Below are 25,799 nucleotides of genomic sequence, written 5' to 3'. Positions count from 1 at the left end.
GGGGACACGGGCAGCGGGGTCGTCTTTTCTTGGCCTACCTTCTTTTGACGAAGCAAAAGAAGGTAGGTGCGCCGCCGGGCGCACATCCCGGCTCCTGCCCTTGGCAGAAGCATGCGACATTGCTTCCCTGGAAACAGATCAGATGTCGTCCAGCAAGGCGTATGGCAGTGACTGCAGGGTGAGCGGTACGCCATCAGCGGCCCCCACCTGAAGAGACTCTTCAGCCGCCGAAATCTGCATCGAAAGAATCAGGTCACAACCCCCACTAGGCGCCGCAGCCACCTGCACCACCATCCCGCAAGGCTGCTCCAGATCGCTGGCGGCAAACACCTCCGCCCCCACAGCCACAGCACTGTCGGCATGCGCGATGTAAGCCCGCCGCTTGAGCGTGCCGCGGAACTGGCTGCGCGCCACGACCTCCTGGCCCGGGTAGCAACCCTTCTTGAAGTTCACACCGCCGATGGACTCGTAATTGAGCATCTGCGGCACGAATTCTTCGAACAGGGGCTGGGTCAGCGTGGGCACACCGCTCTGCACCTCGCTCCACAGCCACAGGGCGGGGTCGAGCGCAGGGCCTGCGGGGGCCGGTTCTGTAGCGGGCGCCACCCACAGGGCGCGTGGCTGGCCTGCCGCCGGGTAGAGGTGGACCACGCTGGCGCTGCCGACCTCGGCCCGCGTCCAGGCCGGGGCTGTGCTTCCTGCCACGGCGGCAACGCTGTCGCCCGCCAGGCCGTACAGGGCAAAGTCGGCGGATGCATCGGTCAACTTGGCCTTGGCGCGCAGCACGAACATCGACAGGCGCTTGAGCGTGGTGGCCAGCAGGTCCTGGCTGATCACCAGCAGCACCTCGGTAGCACTGCGCTTGAAGCCCACCATGCTGGCCTGCATGCGGCCCTTGGCCGAGAGGAAGGCCGACAGCCGCGCCTCGCCCAGGCCCAGCAGGGCATAGTCCTGCGTGAGCTGGCCATGGAGGAATTTGGCGGCGTCTTCGCCTTCCACACGGATCACGCCAAGGTGGGAGAGGGGGGCAATGCCATTCAGGAGAAGCTGGGTCATGGCTGAATTATGATCCCCGCTCCCTTTATCTACAGGCAGCAGGGTTGTGGTGCGACGCTTACTGGTTTTTGTCTTGGTGCTGCTGATCGCCGCTGGTGGCGTCGGCTTCTGGTGGCTGCACCAGCCCCTGCCCATGGGCAATGAACCGCTGGAGCTGGCCATCGAGCCCGGCACCACACCGCGTGGCGTGGCGCGTGACGTGGTGGCTGCCGGCGTGCGCACCGATCCGCAATTCCTCTATGCCTGGTTCCGCTTCTCGGGGCAGGATCGGCTGATCAAGGCCGGCAACTACGAGATCCCGCCCGGCACCACGCCGCGTGGCCTGCTGGCCAAGCTGGTGCGCGGCGAGGAGGCGCTGCGCGCGCTCACCCTGGTGGAGGGCTGGAACTTCCGCCAGGTGCGCCAGGCCCTGGCCGGTGACGACCAGCTCAAGCCCGATTCCAAGGGCCTGACCGACGAGGCGCTGATGGCGCAACTCGGCCGCCCCGGCGTGGCGCCCGAAGGCCGCTTCTTCCCTGATACCTATACCTATGCCAAGGGCTCGAGCGATCTGGCCGTGCTGCGCCGCGCCTTGCATGCCATGGACCGCAAGCTCGAAGCGGCCTGGAGCCAGCGCTCGGCCGATACCCCGCTCAAGTCGGCCGACGAGGCGCTGGTGCTGGCCAGCATCGTCGAGAAGGAAACCGGCCGCGCCAGCGACCGGGCCCAGATCGCCGGGGTGTTCGTGAACCGCCTGCGCATCGGCATGCTGCTGCAGACCGATCCCACGGTGATCTACGGCCTGGGCGAAAAATTCGATGGCAACCTGCGCCGGCGCGACCTGCTGGCCGACACGCCCTGGAACACCTACACCCGCGCCGGCCTGCCACCCACGCCGATCGCCATGCCTGGCAAGGCCTCGCTGCTGGCCGCCGTGCAGCCCGAGCGCACCAAGGCCCTGTATTTCGTGGCCAAGGGCGATGGCACCAGCCACTTCAGTGCCTCGCTCGATGAGCACAACCGCGCCGTCAACCGCTACCAGCGCGGGCAGCAGCAATAATAGGAACTGGCAGGGCCCGCTCGGGGCCTGCCCGGATCTTTCCCAACCCAAGGTTTTCATGTCACGACCCGGCCTGTTCATCACCTTTGAAGGCATCGACGGTGCCGGCAAGTCCTCGCACATCGAGGGGCTGGCCGCGGCCTTCCGCGCGCAAGGCCGCACGGTGACGGTGAGCCGCGAGCCCGGCGGCACGCCACTGGCCGAGAAGCTGCGCCAGATGGTGCTCAACGACGCCATGGACCCGCTGACCGAGTCGCTGCTCATCTTCGCGGCCCGCCGCGACCACCTGTGCAACGTGATCGAGCCGGCGCTGGCCCGCGGTGACGTGGTGCTGTGCGACCGCTTCACCGATGCCACCTTTGCCTACCAGGGGGCAGGGCGGGGCTTCGATCTCATGACCCTGTCCACCCTGGAGCGCATGGCCCAGGGAGGGCTGGTGCCGGGCGCCGGTGCCGGCACGCTGCGCAATCCGGACCTCACGGTCTGGTTCGACCTGGAGCCCGAGGTGGCGGCCGAGCGCCTGGCCGGTGCGCGCGTGCCCGACCGTTTCGAGGCCCAGCCCGTGGAGTTCTTCCGCCGCGTGGCCCAGGGCTATGCCGACCGCGCCGCGGTGGAACCCGCGCGCTTTGCCCGGCTCGATGCCGCGCAGGACCGGCACCGCGTGTGGCAGCAGTTGACCAGTGTGTTCGTGCGCAAGGGCTGGCTGTCCATCATGGTGCCCACGCCCAAGGACCTGGCATGAGCGGCGCGGAAACGGCAGCGCCCTGGATCGCCGCGCAGCGCAGCACCTTGCTGGCCCAGCGGGGCCATGCCTGGCTGCTGCAGGGCCCTTCGGGCCTGGGCCAGTATGCGCTGGGCCTGGCCATGGTGCGTGCCTGGCTGTGCGACCGGCCCACGGCCGAGGGCGCCTGCGGCCAGTGCGGCAGCTGCCATGCCATCGAGGTACGCACCCACGCCGACCTGTGCGTGCTGATGCCCGAGGTGCAGATGATCGAACTGGGCTGGCCGCTGTCGGAGAAGGCGCAGGCCGACATCGACGACAAGAAGCGCAAGGCCAGCAAGGAAATCCGCGTGGAGGCCATGCGCGACGCAGTGGAGTTCTCGCAGCGCACCTCGGCACGCGGGCGCGGCAAGGCCGTGCTGGTGTACCCGGCCGAGCAGATGAACCACGTGACCGCCAACGCCTTGCTCAAGACACTGGAGGAGCCGCCGGGCGACGTGCGCTTTGTGCTGGCCAGCGAGGCCGCGCACCAGCTGCTTCCCACCATCCGCAGCCGTTGCCTGGGCCACACCATGGCCTGGCCGGCCGAGGCCGACATGCTGGCCTGGCTCAAGGGCCAGGGCATTGCCGCCGATGCGGCACCGGCTTTTCTGCGCGCTGCGGGGGGGCGGCCTGACGACGCGCTGGCCCTGGCCCGCTCGGGCCGCAGCCCGCAGGCCTGGGCCCTGCTGCCCCAGGCCATGGCGCGCGGCGACGCCACGGCACTGGGCGATTGGTCGCCCGCGCAGGTGATCGACGCGCTGCAAAAGCTCTGCCATGACCTGCTGGCCGCCAGCGTGGGCGCGGCGCCCCGGTACTTCGCGCCGGCCGACCTGCCCAAGCCCCCGCCGCTCGCGCCGCTCACGCGCTGGTCCAAGGCGCTGTCCAAGGCGGCGCGCACGGCCGACCACCCCTTCAATGCCGGCCTCATGCTGGAGGCGCTTGTCGCCCAGGCGCGAAACACCCTACACTCAAGGCACTGAAGCCGCCCCATCCACCATGAGCAGTCCCTCCACCGCCCCCCGCCCCAGCGTCATGCAGCTGGCCATCAAGGAAAAGGCGGCCTTGTATGCGGCCTATATCCCCTTTTTCGTCGAAGGGGGCATTTTTGTGCCCACCCAGCGCGACTACAAGCTCGGCGACGATGTGTATGTGCTGCTGACCCTGCCCGACGATACCCAGCGCTACCCCGTGGCCGGCCGTGTGGCCTGGGTCACCCCGGCGCGGGCCGCCGGCAACCGCACCCAGGGCGTGGGCATCCAGTTCCCCAAGGACGAGAAATCGCGCCAGCTCAAGCTCAAGATCGAGGAACTGCTGGGAACTTCGCTGGGCTCGGACCGTCCGACACAGACCATCTGAGACCCTGTTTGCGCCAAACGCCGACCCGCGCAGGCTGGTCGGCTTTTTCCATTTTGAAACCACATGTTCGTTGATTCGCATTGCCACCTCACCTACCCCGGCCTGGCCGAGCAGCTGCCTGCCGTGCGCCAGGCCATGGCCGAGGCCTCGGTGGACCGGGCCCTGTGCATCTGCACCACCATGGAGGAGTTCGCTGACGTGCACGCGCTGGCACTCGCGCACAGTAACTTCTGGAGCACCGTGGGCGTGCATCCCGACAACGAAGGCGTGACCGAGCCTTCGGTACAGGACCTGCTGGACCGTGCGGCCCTGCCGCGCGTGGTGGCCATCGGCGAGACGGGCCTCGACTACTACGGCATGGAAGACCGCAAGGGCGGGCGCAGCATTGCCGACCTGGAGTGGCAGCGCGAGCGCTTTCGCACCCATATCCGGGCCGCGCGCGCCTGCGCCAAGCCGCTGGTTATCCACACCCGCAGTGCCTCGGAAGATACGCTGGCCATCCTCAAGGAAGAGGGCGAGGACGGTGCGGGCAACCGGGCCGGCGGCGTGTTCCACTGCTTCACCGAATCCATGCAGGTGGCGCGCGCCGCGCTGGACCTGGGCTACTACATCTCGTTCTCGGGCATCATCACCTTCAAGACGGCGCAGGAGCTGCGTGAGGTGGTGGCCTTTGTGCCGCTGGACCGCATGCTCATCGAGACCGACAGCCCGTACCTGGCGCCTGTGCCCTACCGCGGCAAGATCAACAGCCCGGCCTACGTGCCCCATGTGGCACAGCAGGTGGCGCAGACCCGCGGCATGGCCGTGCAGGAGGTGGCCGAGGCCACCAGCCGCAATTTCGAAACCTTGTTCAAGGGAGTGACCGCATGAGCAAGCACAGCACGCTGCGGCGCCGCACGGCGCTGTTGGGCGCCATGGCCCTGGTGGCCGGTGCCACAGGGGGCGCATGGGCGGGGTCCTACGAGGACTTTTTCTCGGCCGTGCAACGCGACGACGCCGACGAGGTCAACGGCCTGCTGCGCCGTGGCTTCGACCCCAACATCCGCGACCCCAAGGGGCAGGTGGCCCTGACGATCGCCCTCCAGGCCGAATCGCTCAAGGTGTTTGCCGCCCTCATGGCCAACCGGCGCCTGAAGGTGGAGCTGCGCAACCGCGATGACGAGAGCGCGCTGATGATGGCCGCCCTCAAGGGCAATGTCGATGCGGTCAAGGCGCTTATGGCCCGCGATGCCGACGTGAACAAGGAAGGCTGGGCACCACTGCACTACGCAGCCTCGGGCGTGAAGGCCGAGCATGTGCGCATCATCGCCCTGCTGCTGGAGAACCACGCCTACATCGACGCGACCTCGCCCAATGGCACCACGCCGCTCATGATGGCCGCGCAGTACGGCTCCAACGATGCCGTGCAACTGCTGCTCAATGAGGGCGCAGACCCCACGATCAAGAACCAGCTGGGCCTGACCGCCGTGGACTTCGCCATGCGCGTGAGCCGCACCGAGGCGGCCGAGAAGATCGCCACCGCCATCCGCCGCCGCCAGCCCAACGCGGGCAAGTGGTAGGCCGCTAGGCGGTATCGCCTTCCACAGGTGGCCTTACCGCGGTGGCCGGGCGGCTTTGCAGCCGCGCATACAGGCCGCCGCTGGCCATCAGTTGGGTATGCGTGCCCTGCTCGACGATGCGCCCCTGCTCCATCACGACCACGCGGTCGGCATGTTCGATGGTGGACAGGCGGTGGGCGATCACCAGCGTGGTGCGGCCCTGCATCAGCCGGTTCAGCGCATCCTGCACCAAGCGCTCCGATTCCGTGTCCAGCGCCGAGGTGGCTTCGTCCAGGATGAGGATGGGCGCGTCCTTGTAGAGCGCGCGGGCAATGGCCAGGCGTTGGCGCTGGCCGCCCGACAGCTGCGTGGCGTTGTGGCCCACCACGGTGTGGATGCCCTGGGCCAGCGAGGCCACGTGGTCTGCCAGGTTGGCTGCGGCCAGGCAGGCCAGCACCTTGCCCTCGTCCACCGCATGGCCCAGCGCCACGTTGGCGGCAATGGTGTCGTTGAACATCACCACATCCTGGCTCACCATGGCGATCTGGCTGCGCAGGGCGCCGAGGTCCCAGTCCTGCAGCGCATGGCCATCGAGCAGCACGCTGCCCGACGACATGGGAATGAAGCGCGGCAGCAGGTTCACCAGCGTGGTCTTGCCGGCGCCCGAGGGGCCGACCAGGGCGACGATCTCGCCGGGCGCCACGGCCAGACTCACATCGTCCAGCGCCGGGGCATTGTCCTTGCCGAAGGAGACGGACACCCCGCGCAGTTCCAGCGCGCCCTGGGCGCGTTCCGTGCGGTAGCTGCCCCCCTGCTCGGCACCGGTATCGCCCAGCAGCGCCAGGCCGCGCTCCAGCGCGGCCACACCGCGCGTGATGGGGTTGGCCACGTCTGCCAAGCGGCGGATGGGCGCGATCAGCATCAGCATGGCGGTGATGAAGGAGACGAAGCCGCCCACGGTCACGTCCTTGGCATCCAGCGTACCGCGGCTTTGCCACAGCGCGATGCAGATGACCACTGACAGCGCGGCGGCGGCCAGCAACTGGGTGAGCGGTGTCATGGCGGCCGAGGCGATGGTGGATTTGATCGCCAGGCCACGCAGGCTCTGGCTCAGGCGCACAAAGCGCGAGGCCTGGCTTTCCTGCGCGCCATGCAGGCGCACCATGCGGTGGGCCAGCACGTTCTCCTCGACCACATAGGCGAGCTCATCCGTGGCCTGCTGGCTGCTCTTGGTCAGGGTGTACAGGCGCTTGGACAGGGTCTTCATGATCCAGGCCACGCCCGGCACCACCACGGCCACGATGAGCGTGAGCTGCCAGTTCAGGTACAGCAGGTAGCCCAGCAGGGCCAACAGGGTGAAGCCGTCGCGCGACAGGCCCATCAGCGCCTGCACCAGCAGCGTGGCCCCGGTCTGCACCTCGTAGACCACGGTGTTCGACAGGGCGCTGGCCGACTGGCGCGAGAACAAGCCCATCTCGGCCGCCAGAACCCGGTCGAACAGCGCGCGGCGCAGCAGCAGCATGCCTTCGTTGGCGATGCGGGCCAGGGCGTACTGCCCCACGAACTGGGCCAGCCCACGCACCAGGAACACCCCCATGATGGCCAGGGGCACGGCCCACAGCGGCAGGGTGCCCTGGGTGAAGCCGCGGTCCAGCAGGGGTTGGAGCAGGGCGGGGATCAAGGGCTCGGTGGCGGCGCCCACCAGCGTGGCCGCGATGGCCAGGCCCCAGGCCAGCCGCTGGTTGCCAAAGTAGACGGAAAGCCTCGCCAGGCGGGCGGTGAGGCTCAGGGCCTCGGAAGCGGGGGGCGCGGCGGCGCTCTGGGCGCCCTGGTCGGTGGCTTGCATGTGCAGCGGATTCTAAGGGGCCTGCGCTAAGGGGCCTGCGGCAGCGACCTGGCGCGGCCATTGACCACAAGCCCTTGCACAGTTTGTCACAGCGGGTCTTCCCCAGTGTGTAACATTGGCGCTGCCAACCGGCATTTGTTCGGCTACTGCGGCTGCTAATGACCACAGATCACAATACCAACACATCCCTCCCTGCGGCCCTGCCGCATCCCATGCGCCGCCAGGTCCTGGCCGCATTAGCCACCACCGCCTCCTTGCCCGCCCTCGCACAGTTCCGCGTGGAGGTCACGGGCGTGGGCCTGACCCAGTTGCCGATTGCCATTGCCCCCTTCCGTGGCGAGGCGCAGGCGCCGCAGAAGATCGGTGCCATCGTGCAGGCCGATCTGGAGCGCAGCGGCCAGTTCCGCGCGGTGGATACCGCAGGGGCGGTGCTGGACGAAAACTCGCGCCCCGACCTGGCACTGTGGCGCCAGAAGACGGCCGATTCGCTGTTGACCGGCAGCGTGACGCGCACCCCCGACGGCCGCTACGACGTGCGCTTTCGCCTGTGGGACGTGGTCAAGGGCCAGGATATCGGCGCACAGAGCTTCGTGCAGTCACAGGCCGACCTGCGCCTGGTGGCCCACCGCATTGCCGACTTCGTCTACGAAAAGCTCACCGGCGAGCGCGGCATCTTCTCCACCCGCATCGTCTACGTCACCAAGACGGGTGGCCGCTACAGCCTGTGGGTGGCCGATGCCGATGGCGAGAATGCGCAGTCGGCGCTGACCAGTCCCGAGCCCATCATTTCGCCCGCCTGGTCGCCCAATGGCGGGCAGATCGCCTACGTGTCGTTCGAGTCGCGCAAGCCCGTGGTCTACGTGCACGAGGTCGCTTCGGGCCGGCGCCGTCTGGTGGCCAATTTCCGCGGCTCCAACAGTGCGCCGGCCTGGTCGCCGGATGGCCGCAACCTGGCCGTGACGCTGAGCCGCGACGGCGGCTCGCAGCTGTACCTGATCGACGCCAACGGCGGCGAACCCCGGCGCCTGATGCAAAGCACGGGCATCGACACCGAGCCCATGTTCTCGGCCGATGGCCGCAGCATCTATTTCGTGAGCGACCGGGGCGGTGCCCCGCAGGTCTACCGGGTGCCCGCCAGCGGTGGCAACGCCGAGCGCGTGACCTTCACCGGCTCCTACAACATTTCTCCCAACATCAGCCCCGATGGCAAGTGGTTGGCCTACATTTCCCGCGTGGGCGGGGCCTTCAAACTGCATGTGATGGACCTCGCGACGAGCACCGTCACCGCGGTCACCGACACCTCGGCCGACGAAAACCCCAGCTTTGCACCCAACAGCCGCCTCATCGTGTACGCCACGCAGCAGCAGGGCCGCGAGGCGCTCATGACCACCACGTTGGACGGAAAGATCAAGGCGCGCCTGGCTGGCCAGCCTGGAGACATCCGCGAGCCCGATTGGGGCCCGTTCCAGAAGCAATGAACTTTTCAATACTTTTCGCAATCTAGTTTCCAGGAGAATTTTGGATGAACATCAAACTCAAGCGCCTTACCCTTGCCCTCGCCGTCACCGCCCTCGTTGCAGGTTGCAGCTCCGGAGTCAAGCTCGACGATGTGCCAGTGGAAGACAAGGGCGCGAGCTCGACCATGGGCACCAACCCTGGTGGTGCCAATACCGGTGGTGCTGGTACCACCTCCGTGGCACCCGTGGACCTGACTGGCAGCGCTGCCAATGCCCAGGGCCCGGTGGGCGTGGCACGCATCGTCTACTTCGACTACGACAGCTACGTCATCAAGCCCGAGTTCCAGTCGCTGCTGGACGCCCATTCGCGCTTCATCAAGCAGAACAGCGGCCGCAAGGTCATGATCGAAGGCCACACCGATGACCGCGGTGGCCGCGAGTACAACCTGGCCCTGGGCCAAAAGCGCGCCGAAGCCGTGCGCCGTTCGCTGGCCCTGTTGGGTGTGCCCGATTCCCAGGTCGAAGCCGTGAGCTTCGGCAAGGAGAAACCCGCCGCTCCCGGCAACACCGAAGACGCGCACGCGCAGAACCGCCGCGCCGAGCTGTCGTACCGTTGATGCCCGCATTCCGCCTTTCACAACCCCTGCGGTCCGTGGCCGCGGGCCTGGCTTTGGCGTGCGTCGCCCTGCCCGGGGCGCATGCGGCGCTGTTCGAGGACGGCGAGGCGCGCCGCGCCATTCTCGAAGTGCGCCAGCGCGTCGATGCGCTGCAGCAGTCGCAGCAGCGCACGGCCGATGAACTGCGCCGCGCCAACGAGGACAGCGCGCAGCTGCGCCGCGCCCTGCTGGAACTGCAGACCCAGATCGAGACCCTGCGCAGCGAGAACGCACGCCTGCAGGGCCAGAACGAGCAGCTGACGCGCGAGGTGGGTGAGCTGCAGCGCCGGCAGAAGGACATCGCCCAGGGTGTGGACGAGCGCCTGCGGCAGTTCGAGCCGGTCAAGGTCACGGTGGATGGGATGGAGTTCCAGGCCGATGCCGCCGAGAAGAAGGACTTTGACGCTGCGCTGGCCATCTTCCGTGCCGGCAAGTTCCCCGAGGCCAACCAGGCCTTCGGCAACCTGATCCGCCAGTACCCGCGCAGCGGCTACGTGCCTTCGGCCCGCTTCTGGCTGGGCAATGGCCAGTATGCGGCGCGCGACTACAAGGAAGCGATCAACAACTTCAAGGCCTTGCTGGCCGAGGCGCCCACGCATGCGCGCGCTCCGGAAGCGGCCCTGTCGATCGCCAACTGCCAAGTCGAGCTCAAGGACGCCCGTGCCGCGCGCAAGACGCTGGAAGACCTGGTCAAGGCCTATCCCCAGTCCGAAGCCGCGATGGCCGCGAAAGAGCGCCTTGCCCGGATGAAGTGACGTGAGCCAGGAGAACCACGCACCTGCAGCCCCGAAGGCCCTGGTCGAGAGCGAAACCCTCGCTCCCGTGCCCATGGTCCCGTTTGCCGACGATGTGGCTGACGAGGTCACGCAGCGGCGCTTTGGCGGGCTCGAGCGCCTGTACGGTGTCGAGGGGGCCCGGCGCATCCGTGCATCGCATGTGGTGGTGGTCGGCATCGGCGGCGTGGGCTCCTGGTCCGCCGAGGCGCTCGCGCGCAGCGGCGTGTCGCGCATCACGCTGGTGGACCTGGACCACGTGTCCGAGTCCAACATCAACCGCCAGATCCATGCCCTGTCCACCACGGTGGGGCAGGCCAAGATCGAGGCCATGCGCGACCGCATCGCACTCATCAACCCCGAATGCGAGGTGCGCTGCATCGACGAGTTCGTGGAGCCCGGCAACTGGCCCCAGTTGCTGGGCAGCGACCCGGTGGACGCCGTGATCGACGCCTGCGACCAGATCAAGGCCAAGACCGCCATGGCGGTATGGGCCCGCGCCACCGGCGGCCATGCCTTCATCAGTGTGGGGGCGGCCGGCGGCAAGCGCCAGGCGCACAAGGTGGACATCGAAGACCTGTCGGCCACCACGCACGACCCCTTGCTCGCCCAGATGCGCTACCAGCTGCGCAAGCACCATGGCGCGCCACGCGAGGGCCGCAAGATCGGCATCACTTGCGTCTTCAGCCGCGAGGCCGTGGCCCAGCCCGATGCCTCGTGCGCGATCGAATCCGGCGGCGATGGCTCGCTCAACTGCCATGGCTACGGCTCGGTCGTGGCCGTCACGGCGACCTTCGGCCAGTGTGCTGCCGGCTGGGTGATCGACCGTCTGGCAGCCGGTCCGCAAAAAGTGCCAAAAACCAAGCTATAATCTGAGGCTTTGCAGCATCTGCAGTTCGGCAACGGGCTGGCAGGCATTGCAATGTTGGGACGTTAGCTCAGTTGGTAGAGCAGCGGACTTTTAATCCGTTTGTCGTGGGTTCGACCCCCGCACGTCCCACCAAGATACGCAAGGCGCTACAGCTCTCAAGGCTGTAGCGCTTTTTGCTTTGTGCGCCGCGGGCAGGGTGGTTCAATTGCCTTCGGGTGCCGACAGCCAGGCCAGCAGTTCTCCACGATCCTGTACGCCGAGGCTGTTGTAGAGCTGGCGCCGGTGGTAGACCACGGTATTGGCGCTGATGTCCATGCGCGTGGCGACCTGGGACTCCGACAGGCCGAGTGCCAGCCAGTACGCCAGCTCCTGCTGGCGCTGTGACAGCGGCTGGGTCTGCAGCCAGGCCTGCAGCCGCGCGCCGCGCGGAATCCTTTGGGTGACGTAGATCCCGACCGCCTCGCCCATGCCCGTGGCTGCCTTCATGGGCACTGCGCGCACCGAGAAGTGGCCATGCACGGTGCGTACCTCTGTGATCGGCTGCCGAGCGGGCTGCTGCAGGTGCGCGTGTTGCAGCAGCACCTGCATTTCCTGGGGCAGTTCCCTGCCGCGTCGCCAGCGCCAGCCGAAGGCCAGTGGCATCAGCTTTTCGGCCTCGGGTGACAGCCACAGCAGGCGCCCTGCGGGCGTGGTGATGAGCAATCCCTCGCTGTGCACGCTGCCATCGTCTGTGCCGCCCCCCTCGCCAGCGTGCAGAATCTGCGCCAGCCAGGGCTCCAGCCGTGCCAGCACCGCAGCATCGGCGGGCCCGAAGGGCGACGAGGCGGCTTCGCGGTAGAACTTGAGCGTGCCTATCCCCTGCCCCTGGGGGGTGCGCAGCACCAGGCTCATGCAGTCCTCGAAGCCCATGGGGCGCATCACCACGTTGTAGAAGTCGCTGCGGTGCAGCTCGGGGATCGATACCCGCATGAGCTGCTCGCGCAGCTGGGGCCCGTGTTCGTACCGCACCGCGTCGGCAAAGTCGCGCGAGCTGCGCAACAAGACCTGGCGCTCGCTGCGCAGAATGCGCGCGTCGAAGTAGTCGGCCACGACCGACTGCGCGGCCGGCACCTCCAGATGCACCGCGAGTTCGTGTTCGTCGCCGCTCCCGTCCGCCCGGTACATGTAGGCACTGGAGTCGAAGCCCAGAACCCCGTGCAGCGTCTCCAGCAGAGGCCCGATCATGGGTGGCCCGCCCGCTTCCATGCGGGTCATGTGCTGCAAGCGCGCGATGGCTTGCCCGGTGGAGTGGAGCGAGGGCATGTTGTTCCGGGTGCGCTCCGGTGGAGCGGGGTGGGGTGAGGTCCCGAATCTAGGAGCCGCGGCGCACGGGGTCAACACCCGTGGCATCGCCCAACAACACCCTATCCAGCGGGGGTGGGGTGCGCAATGCCGCAGGCCGGTAGCCTGCGCAACGCATGAAAAGTACCTGATTCATCGGTGATATCGGCACCGGCGGCTTTTCGTGCCTTCCTTGACCCACACAGGAGTTTTCCATGCCCACCCTTGATGCAGCCTTTGGCCGCACCTTCAGGCACTGGTTGGCCGCCTCGCTGCTGCTGGTTTGCGGCAGCGGGGCCATGGCGCAGCCCCAGTGCGCCCCCGGCCAGTGGCTGGCCGAGTACTTTCCCAACACCGAGCTTGCGGGGCCGCCTGCGCTGCAGCGCTGCGAGAGCGGTCCCATCGACCACTACTGGACGGGCCCGAGCGGCAGCCCCGACCCGGCCCGCCTGCCGGTGGATGCGTTCTCGGCGCGCTGGACCGCGACCTTGCCGTTCCCCGCGGGCACGACCCGCTTCATCACCTTCACCGACGATGGTGTGCGCGTGTTCGTCGATGGGCAGCGCGTGATCAACAACTGGACGGTGCACGGCATGGCCATGGACGTCGCCATGGTGCCGCTGGCGGCCGGCACGCACACGGTGCGCATGGAGTACTTCGAAGCCGGTGGCGAGGGCCTGGCCCAACTGGTCATGGAAAGCACGACCCCGGCGCCGCCTGTACCGCCGCAGATTCTTTCCTTTGCCGCACAGCCGGGCAGCATCGACCTGGGAGGCAACAGCACCCTGGGCTGGAACGTGGACAACGCCACCGGCTGCACGGCCTCGGGTGGGTGGAGCGGCGAGCGCGCTGCCAGCGGCAGTGCCGTCGTCAGCCCCGGTGTGACCACCACCTACCACCTGAGCTGCCGCAATGCGGCCGGTGCTGCCGCGACCGCCTCGGCCACGGTGACCGTGCGCAATGCCCCGCCGCAGCAACTGCCCACCATCGACAGCTTCGCTGCCACGCCCGCGCGCATTGCCGTGGGCGACAGCGCCCGCCTGGCATGGCGGGCAAGCAACGCTGCCAGTTGCTCTGCATCAGGTGCATGGAGTGGCACGCGCGCCACCGAGGGCAGCGAGCTGGTGCGGCCCCAGGCCAGTACGTCCTACACCCTCACGTGCGCCAACAGCGCGGGGCAGAGCGTCACGGCCACGGCCCAGGTCGCTGTGGACGCCGCCAACCCGCGGCCGCCCGTGGGCGGCCTCACGGCCCGCGCCACGGCGCAGGGCGTGCGGCTGGACTGGAACCCCGTGACGAAGAGCGGCAAGTGGGTCAACGGCTACTACACAGGATGGTTCTGGGAGACTTTCCCGCCCGAGGCCGTGGACATGGGCACCATGACGCACTTCATCTTCGGCCGCTATGCACCGGGCCTGGGCTCCTTGCCCGGCGGCCGCGCGGGTGAGCTGATGGAGGGGGCTGGCACCGCGCACACCCAGGTGGAGGACACCCTGATCGCCAAGGCCCATGCAGCAGGCACCAAGGCCATCATGATGATCGGCGGTGAGTTCGACGGCCCCGGCTTCATGGCCGCCACGACCAACCCGCAGATCCGCGCGGTTTTCATCAAGAACATCCTCGACAAGGCTGAGCAAAAGGGCTACGACGGTGCCGATATCGACTGGGAGGAAAACCTGGACACCGAACAAGGCCGCGCCCAGGCGCTGGCGCTGCTGCGCGAGTTGCGCACTGCTGCCCAGCAGCGCCCGCGCTACCAGGCCAGCCCGTTCGAGATCAGCTGGCCCGGCTTCTGGGTCAACGTCAACTTCCCGGACATCCTGCCCTGGCACGTGGAAGTGGCGCACGCCGTGGACCGCTTCAACCTCATGACCTACAGCATGGCCGGGGACTGGGGTGGCGGCTGGCTCTCCTGGCACCATTCGCCGCTGTTCGGCGAGGCAGCCAACCATCCCACCTCCATTGCCTCCACCGTGCAGGCGTACCTCAACGCCGGCGTGCCGCGTGCCAAGCTGGGCATCGGCGTGGGCCTGTACGGCCTGTTCTACAACAACCCCGTCACCGGCCCGCGCCAGGCGGCGGCCAGCGGTTCCAACGGCGGTGACGGCGTGAACAACTACCGGCGTTTGCTGGAGGACAACGCCTTTGGCCAGCCGGGGGCCGTCTACCACTGGGACGATCTGGCCAAGCAAAGCTACATCAGCTACAGCCAGCCCTGGTGGCGCGCCAGCGATGCGCCCGTGACCTACCTGAGCTACGAGGACGAGCGTTCCATCGCCGAAAAGGGCAAATGGGTGCATGAGCAGGGCCTGGGCGGCACGCTGGTGTGGACCATCAACTATGGCTATCTGCCCCAGCAAGGGGGCACCAACCCGCCGATGCAGGCCATCAAGCAGGCCTTCATCGCGGCCAGTGCCTCGGGCTACCGGGTGTACCGCAATGGCACGGCGATTGCCACCGTGGCCAGCGGTGCGACCTACACCGATGCATCGGCGCCCAGCGGCAGCCACAGCTACCAGGTGGCCATGCTGGACGCAGCGGGCAATGAAGGGCCGCGCTCGGCGGCGGTGAGCGTACAGGTGCCTTGATACCTCTTTGCCACCCATCGGGAAAAAAGCCCCCGGCGCATTGGGCGTCGGGGGCTTTTTTTTTGGTGCCCCCCATTTTGGAGGACAACCGTGAACTAGTTCACGGTTTTCCTCCAATCTGGGCCAGCAGCTCGTCGCGCCCCATCACGCCCAGCCGGTTGTAGAGTTGGCGGCGGTGGTACACAGCGGTGTTGAGGCTGATGCCCATGCGCTGGGCGATCTGCGACTCGGGCAGTCCCCGTGCCAGCCACCAGGCCAGCTCGTGCTGGCGCTGCGGCAGGCCCAGTGTCTGCAGGGCCGACAGCAGCCGCACGCCGCGCGCCACGCGGCGCGTGATGTGCAGGGCCACGGCCTGGCGGTCCTGGCGCTCCTGCGGTGCGGGGGTCAGGTGGGTGGCGCGCAGCGAGAACCAGCCCTGTGCCGTGAACAGCTCCATCGTGGGCAGGGCCATCTCGCCGGGCCGCTCTGCAGTGAGCCGCCGCAGCAATTCCTGCAGCGCGGGTGGCAACTGGCCGCTGCGGCGCCAGCGCCAGCCGAAGGCCAGCGGCATCAGCGCCTCGGCCTCGGCCGACAGCCACATCAGCCGCCCCTGGGGGGTGGCCACCAGCACCCCCTGGCTGTGCACCTCGCTGCCCTGGGCATCGCGCTCGCCCTCCTGCAGCACACGTGCCAGATGGGCCTCCAGCCGGCCCAGCAGGGCCGCGTCCTGGGCCGTGAAGCCTGCTGCCGCGGCATCGCGGAACAGGTGGATGACACCCAGCCCCACGCCTTGCGGGGTGCGCAGGGCCAGGCTCATGTAGTCCTTGGCACCCGTGGCCCGCATCACTGCGTCGTAGTAGTCGCTGCGCTGCATTTCCGCCATGGACACCACCATCTGCTCGCGCATCAACCGGGGGCCGTGCTCGAGGCGCACCGTCTCACCGAAATCGCGCGGGCTGCGCACCAGCACCTGGCGCTCGCTGCGCAGGATGCGCGCATCGAAGTAGGCCTGCGCCACCGACTGCATGGGCTCTTGCGCGTAGTTCATCAGCTCGCCATCGCTGCCGGGGTACAGCATGCAGCCGAAGTCAAAGCCCACCACCCGGCGCAGTTCCTGCAGCAGGGGCTCGATGAGTTGCACGCCACCCGCCTCCAGGCTGGCCATGCGGTGCAGGCGCGCAAGGGCGTGGCGGTCGGGGCGGGGTGGGGTGGGCATGGTGGGCGACAACAAGAGGATGGAAGGGCGCAAATCTAGAAGCCACCCGCTACCCGGTCAACGCCGCTTGCGGTCTGTCTGCAACACCCCATCCCATTTGGGTGGGGCGCGCCTTCGGGTGCGCGGCTCACTTGCGCAGCCAGCATCTTCGCGCCCATTTTCAGGGGGGAGGCTTCCTGCGAAGGTGATCAGAGGGAGCGAATGTGACATTCACCCTGTTTTCCCGCAAATCCCCGCTGGCCCTGGATGTGCTCTTCCTGAGCTGCCTGTCATCCGCCCACGCCCAAGTGGAGGGCATCGAGTCTGCAGGGGATTTCCAGTCCGCCAGGTGGCGCGGTGCATCCGCATCGCATCCATGCCGCTGCTCTGCGTTGGTATCGCTTGCGGGGTGGCCAATGCCACCGACTTCACCATCCCTGCGGCATCGGATGGCAACGGCAACACGGTGCTGCCCCCAGCCGGGTGTGCACGGCCTCGGTGCACTTTGCGCCGTCACACTCGGGGGGCTGTGTGGCCCATGTGTCTCTGGGCCACCGCTGCGGCGCCTGGACTGCTTTGTCCTCGCTATCGTGCCTGGCGCAGTGCCAGGGATGGGATGGTCTGCGGGCCACGGGCCCGGCTTGCCTGGGACAGGCCGCAGCCGAAGGGCTTCAGAGGTATTCCAGCCCCTGGCTGCTCAGACCCACCAAGTTGATGTGCGCGGCATTCAGGTCCAGGTTGGCTGCCGCCACCGCGAACGATGCGTTGGTGTAGGCGCCCGACTTGATGGCGGCTGCCAGCGACTGGACCGTGTTGGCATCGGCGGCGGAACCGACAATGTTGGCGTAGACCATGCTCACCACCTGCTCCGGCGTGGCCGAGGCACCCAGCAGTGCATTGATGCCGAATTGTGCGACCTGCAAGGGGGTCGAGCCGGCGTCCACCGCCTTGAGCACGATGCCCACCACGCCGCGGTTGTTCAGCCCGGCCGGGCCGACGAGCGCACCGACCAGGCGTGCGGCCGTGCCTGCGGCACCGTCCAGGTCGAGCGCCACGAAACCATCCGTGAACTTGATGCGTTCGATCTGCTGCAGGGTGTCCACCCCGTCGCGGCTGGGGACCCCATCGCCCAGCGTCCAGCCACCACCGCTCTTGGGCTGCAGCGCATAGTCGCCGCGGTTGCCCCGCACCACCACCGTGTCCAGGCCGCCCAGCCCGTTGAAGGTCTCGCTGGCATTGGTGCTGGTGAAGGTGTCTGCGCCGGCGGTGCCGGTGGGCGTTGTCGGGGTGGTTGGGGTGGTCGGTGTCGTCGGGGTGGTGGGTGTCGTGGGTGTGGTCGGGAAGGTCAGCGTCGGGCCATTGGTCGAGTTGAACCCGTAGGTGCCGCCCAGGCCGTCGCGGCCATAGATCCAGTCCAGCGCCAGCAGGTCATAGGCCTGGAACGTGCTCTTGTACGGGCCTGCCTCGGTATAGGACATCACCGTGTTGTTGGTGTTGTCCTCGGAGGTGGGCAGGGGGCGTGGGGAGTCGAAAGGGTGCGCCAGGCCCAGGGCGTGGCCCACCTCGTGCAGCAGCACTTCGTAGCCGAGGCCGCCAGCCGTGAGCGTGTTGTTGACGCTCGCGAACTCCACGTTGTCCAGGTAGACGACCGACTCGGCGTTGAGCATCGTCAGCGTCTGCGCGGCTCCCGTGTAGTTGTAGCTGTAGAACGAGGAGTTCAGGCCCGCCGTGGTGCGGCCCTGCAGGTTGGTGGCGGCGAAGTGGATGTCGGCCTGGGACGAGCTGCCGACCTCGGTGAAGGTGATGCCGGTGACCTGGCTGGCATAGGCCATGATCTGGCGCGCTGCCTGCATCTGCGAGGTGTTGAAGGAAGTGAGGGCAGTGGTCGAGTCCTGGTCGGCCACGCTGCCCGTGCCCACATCGAAGGTGTAGTACAGCACCTTGCGGCCATCGGGGAAGAAGTTCCACGGGGCCGGATTTTCCAGCAGGGAGTCGGCCTTGTAGTTGCCCGAGAAACGGATGTTTTGGAGATCGGAAACGGTGGCCATGGTGGTATCGGATTTCTCGGCGGTTGGATGGTGGCTGCTGGCAGTTGGCAAGCCTGCTTGCTGGGTCATGCCACGCCAAAGTGGCGTTTGTGCCCGGCGGTGCTGCCCTCGGGCCGCAGTTGCAGGGCCCAGATATATCCCAGCATCTGCAATGCACGAAACAGAATTTATCACCGGGGTGGCCGCCGCGCTGTGACGAAAAACACAATGTCACCATATCTGTTCGTTCCATTGCCGTGGAAGCGGGGCCCCTTGCACGGCAGCGTCACCTGCGCGACCCCGCCTAAGTGGCATCCCCAATGCCATGCGGCAGTGTCGCATCTAGGCTGCGGGGCTCCAGCATTCCTCCAGCCCCTGGCATCCCTCCATGTCCACACGCCCCCACTACGCTTTCTGGCCCCGCCGGCTGCCCCATTCGATCACCCTGCCTGCCACCTCGCTGTGGGACAACCTGGCCGTCAATGCCTGGCGCTACCCGGACAAGACGGCCCTGGTGTTCTTTGGCCGCCAACTGAGCTACCGGGCCCTGGCGCAAGGGGCCGAGCGTCTGGCCGCACGGCTGGCGCAGCTGGGTGTACAGCGTGGCGACCGCGTGGTGCTGTGCATGCAGAACTGCCCGCAACTGGTGATGGCGCACTTTGCCATCCTGCGCGCCAATGCCGTGGTGGTGCCGGTCAACCCCATGAACCGGGCCGAGGAGCTCAAGCACTACATCACCGACCCCGATACCAAGGTGGCGTTCACCACGGCCGACCTGGCGCCCGAACTGGCCAAGGCCAGCAATGCGCTGGCCCCGGGCGAGCGCCTGGCGCACCTGGTGGTGACGCAGTTCACCGATGCCTTCGATGCGGGCGTGCAGGGCGCGGACGCCCCGCCCGAGGCCTGGCGCGAATGGCTGTGCACGCGGCACCCCCTGCCCGCCCTGGAGGGCGGTGCGGTGCACGCCTGGGACGACGCGCTGGCCTGCAGCGACGCGCCCCCTGCACTGGTGGTGGGGCCCACCGACCTGGCGCTGCTGCCCTACACCAGCGGCACCACGGGCCTGCCCAAGGGATGCATGCATCTGCACAAGAGCATCATGCACAACGCCGTGGCCAGCGCGCTGTGGGGCACGGGCTCGGTCGACAATGTCACCCTGGCCGTGGTGCCCATGTTCCACATCACGGGCATGGTCAGTGTGATGCATGCGGCCATCTACACCGGGGCCACGCTGGTGGTCATGCCGCGCTGGGACCGCGACCTGGCCGGGCGCCTGATCTCGCGCTACAAGGTGAGCAACTGGACCAATATCCCCACCATGGTCATCGACCTGCTGAACAGCCCGAACTTCGCCAGCTACGACCTGTCGAGCCTGGTCTACATCGGCGGTGGCGGGGCGGCCATGCCACAGGCCGTGGCCCAGCGCCTGCTGGAGCAGTACGGACTGCGCTACTCGGAGGGCTACGGCCTCACGGAGACGGCTGCACCCTCGCACTCGAACCCGCCCGACCATCCCAAGCAGCAGTGCCTGGGCATCCCCTTCGTGGGTACGGATGCGCGCGTGGTCGATCCCGACACGCTGCAAGAGGTGCCCGTGGGCGAGCAGGGCGAGATCATCATGCACGGCCCCGAAGTGTTCGAGGGCTATTGGAAGCGACCCGATGCCACGGCCAGCGCCTTCATCGAATTCGAGGGCAAGCGCTTCTTCCGTTCGGGCGACCTGGGGCGCATGGATGAGGACGGCTACTTCTTCCTGACCGACCGCCTGAAACGCATGATCAATGCCAGCGGCTTCAAGGTCTGGCCGGCCGAGGTGGAGGCGCTGATGTTCCGCCACCCCGCGATCCAGGAGGCCTGCATCATCGCCGCGCGCGACAGCTACCGTGGCGAGACCGTCAAGGCCGTCGTGGTGCTGCGCCCCTCGCACCAGGACACGACCGAACAGCAGGTCATCGACTGGTGCCGCGACAACATGGCCGTCTACAAGGTGCCGCGCATCGTGCAGTTCGTGAGCGCCCTGCCCAAGAGCGGCAGCGGCAAGGTCATGTGGCGTGCGCTGCAGGAAGCTGAGCCCGCCTGAGACCCGGGCGGCTTGGCCGCAGCACGCTGGGCGGCGGATGAAACTGGCGCGGCCCAAGCCAGTGCCCCCGTGCAAGGGCCGCCCCGCCGCACCGGGGGCGTCCCCCTCCCGAGTCGCGCAGCGAGTCGAGAGAGGGGGAAGGCGCGAAGCGACTCAAGGGGTGTTTTTCAATTCAGTGCGCTGTGTGGGTCAGCTCGGCCAGATCACGCTCCAGCAGGGCCGGGTCGCCCAGTTGCAGCTCGATCAGGCGGCGCAGATGGGTCACGCTGTCCAGGTCGATGGACAGGTACAGCAGGCCGGTGTGCAGTCCCTCGACATGCGCCACCTCGCACGACATGCCGATGTGGTTGCCCGTGTCGTGCAGCGGAATGGTCAGCTGGCACAGCATGCCCGCCTGTACGTTGGCCTGGGCCGGCAGCGAGACCAGCGCCCCCTTGAGCGACAGATCCTGCACATGCACGCTGAAGGCGTTGCTGGCCAGGGTGAGCAGTGCCGGGGCATCGAAGTGGACACGGACGTAGTGGCGGCGTTCGTGGGGCATGGCTGTCTCCAGGGGTTTGCTGCATGCTAACCGAGTCCATCCCCACGGAGAACCCGGGCTTGTGCGCGGCCTGCGGTTTTCCGTGGCGCCGAGCAGTCTGCTCGGGATTTTGTAACTTTTGGAAGTTTTAGCAACCTTTGGTTAACATGACGCCTTAATCAGCCACTGTGGGGATTCCTGATCGTGAGTTCGCGCACCATGCGGTGGCTTCGCCGCTGGCCGGCCTGGTTGGTCGGCGCCTTGTGGAGCCTGCTGCCGCTGTGCAGCAATGCGGCCGCGCCCGTGCGCGAGGTGCGGGTGGGCGTCTATGCCAACGAGCCCACGGTGTTCATGAACCAGCACGGCCGGCCCGCGGGTATTTTCGTGGACCTGCTCAACCTGGTTGCCGAGCGTGAGCGCTGGTCCCTGCGCTACGTGCCGTGCGATCTGCGTGCCTGCCTGGATGAATTGCGCGCCGGCCGCCTGGACCTGCTGCCCGATGCGCCGCGCGCCCAGGCCAGCGAGGCCCAATTCGATTTCACCTCGGAATCCCTCGTGGACACCTGGTCCCAGGTGTACCTGCGACCGTCCTCGTCCATCCGCTCGGTGCTGGACCTCGATGGCAAACGCGTGGCGGTGCAGCGCGGTACCGAGCAAAGGGACCACTTCATTGCCCTGACGCGCCGCTATGGGCTGCAGGTCATGGTGGTGGAGGTGGACTCGCCCGGCCAGGCCTTCAGTGCCGTGGGCAGCAGCAACGCCGAGGCCGCCATTTCCAACCACCTGTTCGGGGGCTCGCATGCCAAAGGCCAGGGGTTGGTGGACTCGGGGGTCGTGCTCCAGCCTGGCGGGCTTTACGTCGCGGCCGGCAAGGGCCGCAACGCGGAGCTGCTGGCCGCCATCGACAAGCGGGCCGCCCAGTGGCACGACGGCGTGGACGCCTCCTACGCCCAGGTGATGCGCCGCTGGGTGGCCCAGCCGCCCGCGGGCGGTGTCCTCCGGCATCCCGCGGTATGGGCTGCGGGTGCCTTGCTGCTGGCAGGCGCGCTGGTAGCGCTCGCCATCGTGGCGCTGCGCCACCACACCCGGCACCTGCGGGCCAGCGAGCACAAGTTCCGCACCATCCTCGACAGTGTGGGCGCCTTCATCTACATCAAGGACGCGGAGCACCGCTACCAGTACGTCAACCAGCACATGCTGTCGTTGCAGCCGCATCCGGCGCGGGGCCTGGTCGGCGGCGACGACAGTGCGCTTTTCGACGCGGCGACGGTGCGCCAGCTCGTTGCCAACGACCGGCTGGTGCTGGAGCAGGGCGAGCGCATCGAGGTGGAGGAGGTCAACACCCTGCACGATGGCTCGGTGCGCACCTACCTGTCGGTGAAGATGCCGCTGCGCCGCGATGACGGCAGCATCTACGCCCTGTGCGGCATCTCCACCGACATCACGGAGCACCAGGGGGTGGAAGAGTCGCTGCAGATCGCGGCCATCGTGTTCGAGTCGTTCGAGGGCATGGTGGTCACCGGGCCCGACCAGCGCATCCTGCAGGCCAACACCTCCTATGCGCGGCTTTCCGGCTACACGGTCGAGGAGCTGGTGGGCAAGACCCCGGCGCTGCTGCAGTCGGGCCGGCATGACCAGACCTTCTACCGCACCATGCACGAGACCCTGCTGGCGGTGGGTTCCTGGCAGGGCGAGGTCTGGAACCGGCGCAAGGATGGCGAGGTCTACCCGGCCTGGATCACCATCACCGCCGTGCGCTCGGCGCAGGGCGCCATCACGCACTATGTGGGCACGCTGACCGATATCTCCAGCCGCAAGGCCGCCGAGGAGGAGATCCGCCTGCTGGCCTTCTACGACCCGCTCACGGGCCTGCCCAACCGCCGCCTGATGGCCGACCGCCTGCAGCACAGCCTGGCCGCCAGCGCGCGCACGGGCACCGGCGGCGCGCTGCTGTTCGTGGACATGGACAACTTCAAGGACCTCAACGACACCCAGGGCCACGAAATCGGCGACGAGCTGCTGCGCCAGGTGGCTGCGCGCCTGGGCGGTTGCGTGCGCAATGGCGACACGGTGGCGCGCCTGGGGGGCGACGAGTTCGTGCTGCTGCTCGAAGGCCTGAGCGCCTTGCCGCACGAGGCCGCCAACCAGGCCGAGATCGTGGGCCGCAAGGTGCTGCAGGCCCTGGCCCAGAGCTACCAGCTCGGCGGACATGCCCACCACAGCTCCTGCAGCATCGGCGTCACCCTGTATGCCGATCCGCACACCACGGTGGACGAACTGCTCAAGCGTGGCGACATGGCCATGTACCAGGCCAAGGGGTCGGGGCGCAACACGCTGCGCTTCTTCGACCCGCGCACTCAGGCTGCCGTCACGGCGCGCACCGCGCTGGAGGCGGGTTTGCGCGAAGCGCTGCGCGAGGGCCAGTTCCTGCTGCACTACCAGCCCCAGATCAGCCGGGACCAGGGCATGGTGGGCGCCGAGGCGTTGCTGCGCTGGGAGCACCCCGAGCGCGGGCTGGTCTCGCCCGCCGAGTTCGTGCCCGTGGCCGAGGCTTGTGGCCTGATCGTGCCGCTCGGTGCGTGGATTCTGCGGGCCGCTTGCCTGCAACTGGTGGAATGGGGGCGCGATGCAGCCACGGCGCACTGGACGGTGGCCGTGAACGTGAGCGCGCTGCAGTTCCGCCACCCACACTTCGTGGAGGAGGTGGTGGAAGTCCTGCACAGCACAGGCGCCAACCCGCTGCGGCTGAAGCTGGAGCTCACGGAGTCGCTGCTGCTCGACGACGTGGAGGACATCATCCGCCGCATGGGCTCGCTGCGCGCCCTGGGCGTGCGCTTTTCGCTCGACGACTTTGGCACGGGCTACTCATCGCTCAGCTACCTCAAGCGCCTGCCGCTGGACCAGCTCAAGATCGACCAGAGCTTTGTGCGCGACCTGCTCTCCGACCCCAACGATGCGGCCATCGCCCGCACCATCGTCAACCTGGCCCACAGCCTGGACCTGGGCGTCATCGCCGAAGGCGTGGAAACCCCGGAGCAGCGTGACTTGCTGGCCAGCGTGGGCTGCCTGCATTACCAGGGCTACCTGTTCGGGCGCCCGGCACCAGCCAGTGCGCTGCCACGCATTGCGGCGCAGGTGGCGCAGGCCGGGGCCTGAGCGGCTGCAGGCACATGGCCTGGCCTGTGCCGCTTGACCTGCATCACATCCGCAGCGCTCTGCCTGCCTGCGCCGGCCCTGCAGCACACGGCACCGGCGGTTAAGCCTTATGCTCGGGCCTCTATGGCCCAAGTCACTTTTTCTCCCCCGTTCACCACCCCTTCCGGGACTGCGGCACAGCTGCGCGACGCGGGTTTTGCCGTGCTTTCGCCCGCCGACGTGGCGGCCTGGATCGGTTGCCCGCTGTCTGCGCTGCTGGCGCTCAACGCCGACTGGCAGGCCTTGCCGCCCGATGAGTTCCTCAAGGATGGCGGGCGCTACCGGCGCCGGCGCCATTCCTGCTTCGTGGTGCAGGGCGGGCAGGTGCAGCAGGTACCGCACCGCGCGCACTGGCAACCCGTGGAGTACAACGCCCTGCACGGCGGCATGGAGCGCTGGTTTGCGCCCATGGAGGCCGCCACCGTGGCGCAGCCCGCGTGGTCGCAGCTGCTGCAGGCCTTGGCCCAGGTGTCCGACGCGGTGTTTGCCGATGGCAAGGCTCCGCAGCCCTGGTCGGTGGAGGCGCACCAGTTCCGCATCGATACCGAAGGCGGCATCGGCCGGCCCACGCCCGAAGGGGCGCACCGCGATGGCGTGGACCTGGTGGCCGTGTTCCTGGTGGGCCGCGTGGGCATCAAGGGTGGCGAGACCCGCGTGTTCGAGGCCCATGGCCCGAGCGGCCAGCGCTTCACGCTAACCGAGCCCTGGTCGCTGCTGCTGCTCGACGATGCGCGCATGATCCACGAGTCCACGCCCATCCAGCCCATCGCCCCGGGTGGCTACCGCGACACACTGGTGGTTACCTGCCGGCGCGGGGGGTTCCAGGGAGCGGAGGTCGTGGGGTAGAGGCCTGTGGAAGTGCACACGTGTAGGACAAGGCGTCGTCATGGTGCTGAAGTGGCCTGATCAGGCGCCTGCTGTTTGATGCGGATCAAGATGCGCGGTATGGTGCAGGTTCACACTGTCCTTCATCGCACCGCAGGCTTCGCCGAGGGTGCATTCACACAAGGAGAAGACACCATGTTCAAGCACATCCTGGTTCCCATTGATGGTTCCGACATCGCCTCGCTGGCGGTGGCCAAGGCGGCAGGCCTGGCCAAGACCTTCGGCAGCGCCGTGACCGCCTTGTACGTGGTGGACCCCTATCCGTTCACCGGTGTGGGTGCCGATTTCGCCTATGGCCAGGCGCAGTACCTGAGCGCGGCGACGGCCGAGGCCAATGCCGCGCTGGAGAAGGCGCGCACCGAACTCACCGCCGCTGGCGTGCAGGTGAGCACGGTGGTGGGCGAAGGCCATACCGTGCACGACGGCATTCTGAGCGCTGTGCTGAGCACGGGCGCCGACCTCATCGTGATGGGCTCGCATGGCCGCCGCGGGCTCGAAAAGCTGGTGCTGGGCAGCGTGACCCAGCGTGTGCTGGGCGCCGTGCATGTGCCGGTGCTGGTGGTGAGGACTTGACCGCGCACCCTCTCGAGACCTGCCGCATACAAAAATGGCTCCCTTTGAGGGAGCCATTTTTTTGGAGGCATCACGTCTGGAG

General features: G+C 67.8%; 21 protein-coding genes and 1 tRNA gene. 16 read left to right on the top strand and 6 right to left on the bottom strand.

Features of this window, described 5'->3' with window-relative positions; genetic code table 11:
- Positions 1–138: 138 nt before the first annotated feature.
- Entirely contained in the window at positions 139–1,056 is a 918-nt protein-coding gene (locus HNP48_RS34170; RefSeq protein ID WP_184865911.1) for a folate-binding protein YgfZ, read from the bottom strand.
- Positions 1,057–1,105: 49 nt separating this feature from the next.
- Between HNP48_RS34170 and mltG the strand changes: the two genes are divergently transcribed.
- From mltG to HNP48_RS34140, 6 genes are all read left to right on the top strand, one after another.
- Positions 1,106–2,095: an endolytic transglycosylase MltG gene (mltG, locus tag HNP48_RS34165; RefSeq protein WP_184865909.1), complete on the top strand. Its 990-nt coding sequence runs from the start codon at positions 1,106–1,108 to the stop codon at positions 2,093–2,095.
- A 58-nt stretch (positions 2,096–2,153) separates the two neighbouring features.
- Positions 2,154–2,837 carry a dTMP kinase gene (gene tmk, locus HNP48_RS34160; RefSeq protein ID WP_184865907.1) on the top strand — a complete coding sequence of 228 codons (684 nt, stop codon included), beginning with the start codon at positions 2,154–2,156 and terminating at the stop codon, positions 2,835–2,837.
- On the top strand, positions 2,834–3,838 hold the full coding sequence (locus tag HNP48_RS34155; protein ID WP_184865905.1) for a DNA polymerase III subunit delta': 1,005 nt from the start codon (positions 2,834–2,836) through the stop codon (positions 3,836–3,838). The genes tmk and HNP48_RS34155 overlap by 4 nt, the downstream gene beginning before the upstream one ends.
- 16 nt (positions 3,839–3,854) lie before the next feature.
- Complete coding sequence (locus HNP48_RS34150; RefSeq protein WP_057206042.1) at positions 3,855–4,214, top strand: PilZ domain-containing protein; 360 nt, start codon at positions 3,855–3,857, stop codon at positions 4,212–4,214.
- Between the two features lie 63 nt (positions 4,215–4,277).
- Entirely contained in the window at positions 4,278–5,084 is an 807-nt protein-coding gene (locus tag HNP48_RS34145; RefSeq protein WP_184865903.1) for a TatD family hydrolase, read from the top strand.
- Complete coding sequence (locus HNP48_RS34140) at positions 5,081–5,773, top strand: ankyrin repeat domain-containing protein (RefSeq protein WP_184865901.1); 693 nt, start codon at positions 5,081–5,083, stop codon at positions 5,771–5,773. Before HNP48_RS34145 ends, HNP48_RS34140 begins: the two co-directional genes overlap by 4 nt.
- Positions 5,774–5,777: 4 nt before the next feature.
- Here the strand turns inward: HNP48_RS34140 and msbA are convergent, their stop codons facing one another.
- The gene (msbA, locus tag HNP48_RS34135) at positions 5,778–7,598 is read right to left on the bottom strand and encodes a lipid A export permease/ATP-binding protein MsbA (protein WP_184865899.1); all 1,821 of its coding nucleotides are present in this window, start codon (positions 7,596–7,598) and stop codon (positions 5,778–5,780) included.
- A gap of 158 nt (positions 7,599–7,756) precedes the next feature.
- Between msbA and tolB the strand changes: the two genes are divergently transcribed.
- From tolB to HNP48_RS34110, 5 genes are all read left to right on the top strand, one after another.
- Positions 7,757–9,076, top strand: a complete 1,320-nt coding sequence (tolB, locus tag HNP48_RS34130) for a Tol-Pal system beta propeller repeat protein TolB (RefSeq protein ID WP_184865897.1) — start codon at positions 7,757–7,759, stop codon at positions 9,074–9,076.
- Between the two features lie 44 nt (positions 9,077–9,120).
- Complete coding sequence (gene pal, locus HNP48_RS34125; protein WP_184865895.1) at positions 9,121–9,672, top strand: peptidoglycan-associated lipoprotein Pal; 552 nt, start codon at positions 9,121–9,123, stop codon at positions 9,670–9,672.
- Positions 9,672–10,466: a tol-pal system protein YbgF gene (gene ybgF / locus HNP48_RS34120; RefSeq protein WP_184865893.1), complete on the top strand. Its 795-nt coding sequence runs from the start codon at positions 9,672–9,674 to the stop codon at positions 10,464–10,466. The genes pal and ybgF overlap by 1 nt, the downstream gene beginning before the upstream one ends.
- Positions 10,467–10,539: 73 nt before the next feature.
- Entirely contained in the window at positions 10,540–11,355 is an 816-nt protein-coding gene (locus HNP48_RS34115; protein WP_184865917.1) for a ThiF family adenylyltransferase, read from the top strand.
- Between the two features lie 56 nt (positions 11,356–11,411).
- Positions 11,412–11,487: transfer RNA gene (locus HNP48_RS34110), tRNA-Lys, on the top strand.
- 69 nt (positions 11,488–11,556) lie between these two features.
- Here HNP48_RS34110 and HNP48_RS34105 read toward each other — a convergent pair.
- A complete protein-coding gene (locus HNP48_RS34105; RefSeq protein ID WP_184865891.1) occupies positions 11,557–12,657 on the bottom strand; it encodes a helix-turn-helix transcriptional regulator in 1,101 nt (366 codons plus the stop codon).
- A gap of 233 nt (positions 12,658–12,890) precedes the next feature.
- On the opposite strand from HNP48_RS34105, the gene HNP48_RS34100 reads away from it, so the two are divergent.
- Complete coding sequence (locus HNP48_RS34100) at positions 12,891–15,263, top strand: glycosyl hydrolase family 18 protein (RefSeq protein WP_184865889.1); 2,373 nt, start codon at positions 12,891–12,893, stop codon at positions 15,261–15,263.
- Between the two features lie 100 nt (positions 15,264–15,363).
- Here the strand turns inward: HNP48_RS34100 and HNP48_RS34095 are convergent, their stop codons facing one another.
- Positions 15,364–16,458, bottom strand: coding sequence for a helix-turn-helix transcriptional regulator (locus HNP48_RS34095; RefSeq protein WP_184865887.1), 1,095 nt, complete (start codon positions 16,456–16,458; stop codon positions 15,364–15,366).
- 650 nt (positions 16,459–17,108) lie between these two features.
- Positions 17,109–18,485, bottom strand: coding sequence for a matrixin family metalloprotease (locus tag HNP48_RS34090; protein WP_184865885.1), 1,377 nt, complete (start codon positions 18,483–18,485; stop codon positions 17,109–17,111).
- A 367-nt stretch (positions 18,486–18,852) separates the two neighbouring features.
- Here HNP48_RS34090 and HNP48_RS34085 point away from each other — a divergent pair, with 367 nt between their 5' ends.
- Positions 18,853–20,544, top strand: coding sequence for a long-chain fatty acid--CoA ligase (locus tag HNP48_RS34085; RefSeq protein WP_184865883.1), 1,692 nt, complete (start codon positions 18,853–18,855; stop codon positions 20,542–20,544).
- A 172-nt stretch (positions 20,545–20,716) separates the two neighbouring features.
- Here HNP48_RS34085 and HNP48_RS34080 read toward each other — a convergent pair whose 3' ends face one another.
- Positions 20,717–21,085, bottom strand: coding sequence for a PilZ domain-containing protein (locus HNP48_RS34080; RefSeq protein ID WP_184865881.1), 369 nt, complete (start codon positions 21,083–21,085; stop codon positions 20,717–20,719).
- 198 nt (positions 21,086–21,283) lie between these two features.
- Here HNP48_RS34080 and HNP48_RS35755 point away from each other — a divergent pair, with 198 nt between their 5' ends.
- The 3 genes from HNP48_RS35755 to HNP48_RS34065 all read left to right on the top strand — a co-directional run bounded on the left by HNP48_RS35755 (position 21,284) and on the right by HNP48_RS34065 (position 25,717).
- Positions 21,284–24,220 carry an EAL domain-containing protein gene (locus HNP48_RS35755; protein WP_184865879.1) on the top strand — a complete coding sequence of 979 codons (2,937 nt, stop codon included), beginning with the start codon at positions 21,284–21,286 and terminating at the stop codon, positions 24,218–24,220.
- A 123-nt stretch (positions 24,221–24,343) separates the two neighbouring features.
- The gene (locus tag HNP48_RS34070; RefSeq protein WP_184865877.1) at positions 24,344–25,105 is read left to right on the top strand and encodes a 2OG-Fe dioxygenase family protein; all 762 of its coding nucleotides are present in this window, start codon (positions 24,344–24,346) and stop codon (positions 25,103–25,105) included.
- Between the two features lie 174 nt (positions 25,106–25,279).
- Entirely contained in the window at positions 25,280–25,717 is a 438-nt protein-coding gene (locus HNP48_RS34065) for a universal stress protein (RefSeq protein WP_184865875.1), read from the top strand.
- Positions 25,718–25,799 lie beyond the last annotated feature (82 nt).

Origin of the sequence: Acidovorax soli (assembly GCF_014207955.1) — a bacterium.
GTDB lineage: Bacteria > Pseudomonadota > Gammaproteobacteria > Burkholderiales > Burkholderiaceae_C > Acidovorax > Acidovorax soli_A.
The sequence above is the reverse complement of the archived record's forward strand: the minus strand, read 5'-3'. Positions and strand labels throughout refer to the sequence as shown.

Excerpts from the sequence above, each read along its gene's own strand:
- HNP48_RS34170 (WP_184865911.1), bottom strand. The coding sequence starts at position 1,056 with ATGACCCAGCTTCTCCTGAATGGCATTGCCCCCCTCTCCCACCTTGGC.
- tmk (WP_184865907.1), top strand. The coding sequence starts at position 2,154 with ATGTCACGACCCGGCCTGTTCATCACCTTTGAAGGCATCGACGGTGCC.
- HNP48_RS34155 (WP_184865905.1), top strand. The coding sequence starts at position 2,834 with ATGAGCGGCGCGGAAACGGCAGCGCCCTGGATCGCCGCGCAGCGCAGC.
- HNP48_RS34150 (WP_057206042.1), top strand. The coding sequence starts at position 3,855 with ATGAGCAGTCCCTCCACCGCCCCCCGCCCCAGCGTCATGCAGCTGGCC.
- HNP48_RS34145 (WP_184865903.1), top strand. The coding sequence starts at position 4,278 with ATGTTCGTTGATTCGCATTGCCACCTCACCTACCCCGGCCTGGCCGAG.
- HNP48_RS34140 (WP_184865901.1), top strand. The coding sequence starts at position 5,081 with ATGAGCAAGCACAGCACGCTGCGGCGCCGCACGGCGCTGTTGGGCGCC.
- msbA (WP_184865899.1), bottom strand. The coding sequence starts at position 7,598 with ATGCAAGCCACCGACCAGGGCGCCCAGAGCGCCGCCGCGCCCCCCGCT.
- tolB (WP_184865897.1), top strand. The coding sequence starts at position 7,757 with ATGACCACAGATCACAATACCAACACATCCCTCCCTGCGGCCCTGCCG.
- pal (WP_184865895.1), top strand. The coding sequence starts at position 9,121 with ATGAACATCAAACTCAAGCGCCTTACCCTTGCCCTCGCCGTCACCGCC.
- ybgF (WP_184865893.1), top strand. The coding sequence starts at position 9,672 with ATGCCCGCATTCCGCCTTTCACAACCCCTGCGGTCCGTGGCCGCGGGC.
- HNP48_RS34115 (WP_184865917.1), top strand. The coding sequence starts at position 10,540 with ATGGTCCCGTTTGCCGACGATGTGGCTGACGAGGTCACGCAGCGGCGC.
- HNP48_RS34105 (WP_184865891.1), bottom strand. The coding sequence starts at position 12,657 with ATGCCCTCGCTCCACTCCACCGGGCAAGCCATCGCGCGCTTGCAGCAC.
- HNP48_RS34100 (WP_184865889.1), top strand. The coding sequence starts at position 12,891 with ATGCCCACCCTTGATGCAGCCTTTGGCCGCACCTTCAGGCACTGGTTG.
- HNP48_RS34095 (WP_184865887.1), bottom strand. The coding sequence starts at position 16,458 with ATGCCCACCCCACCCCGCCCCGACCGCCACGCCCTTGCGCGCCTGCAC.
- HNP48_RS34090 (WP_184865885.1), bottom strand. The coding sequence starts at position 18,485 with ATGGCCACCGTTTCCGATCTCCAAAACATCCGTTTCTCGGGCAACTAC.
- HNP48_RS34085 (WP_184865883.1), top strand. The coding sequence starts at position 18,853 with ATGTCCACACGCCCCCACTACGCTTTCTGGCCCCGCCGGCTGCCCCAT.
- HNP48_RS34080 (WP_184865881.1), bottom strand. The coding sequence starts at position 21,085 with ATGCCCCACGAACGCCGCCACTACGTCCGTGTCCACTTCGATGCCCCG.
- HNP48_RS35755 (WP_184865879.1), top strand. The coding sequence starts at position 21,284 with ATGCGGTGGCTTCGCCGCTGGCCGGCCTGGTTGGTCGGCGCCTTGTGG.
- HNP48_RS34070 (WP_184865877.1), top strand. The coding sequence starts at position 24,344 with ATGGCCCAAGTCACTTTTTCTCCCCCGTTCACCACCCCTTCCGGGACT.
- HNP48_RS34065 (WP_184865875.1), top strand. The coding sequence starts at position 25,280 with ATGTTCAAGCACATCCTGGTTCCCATTGATGGTTCCGACATCGCCTCG.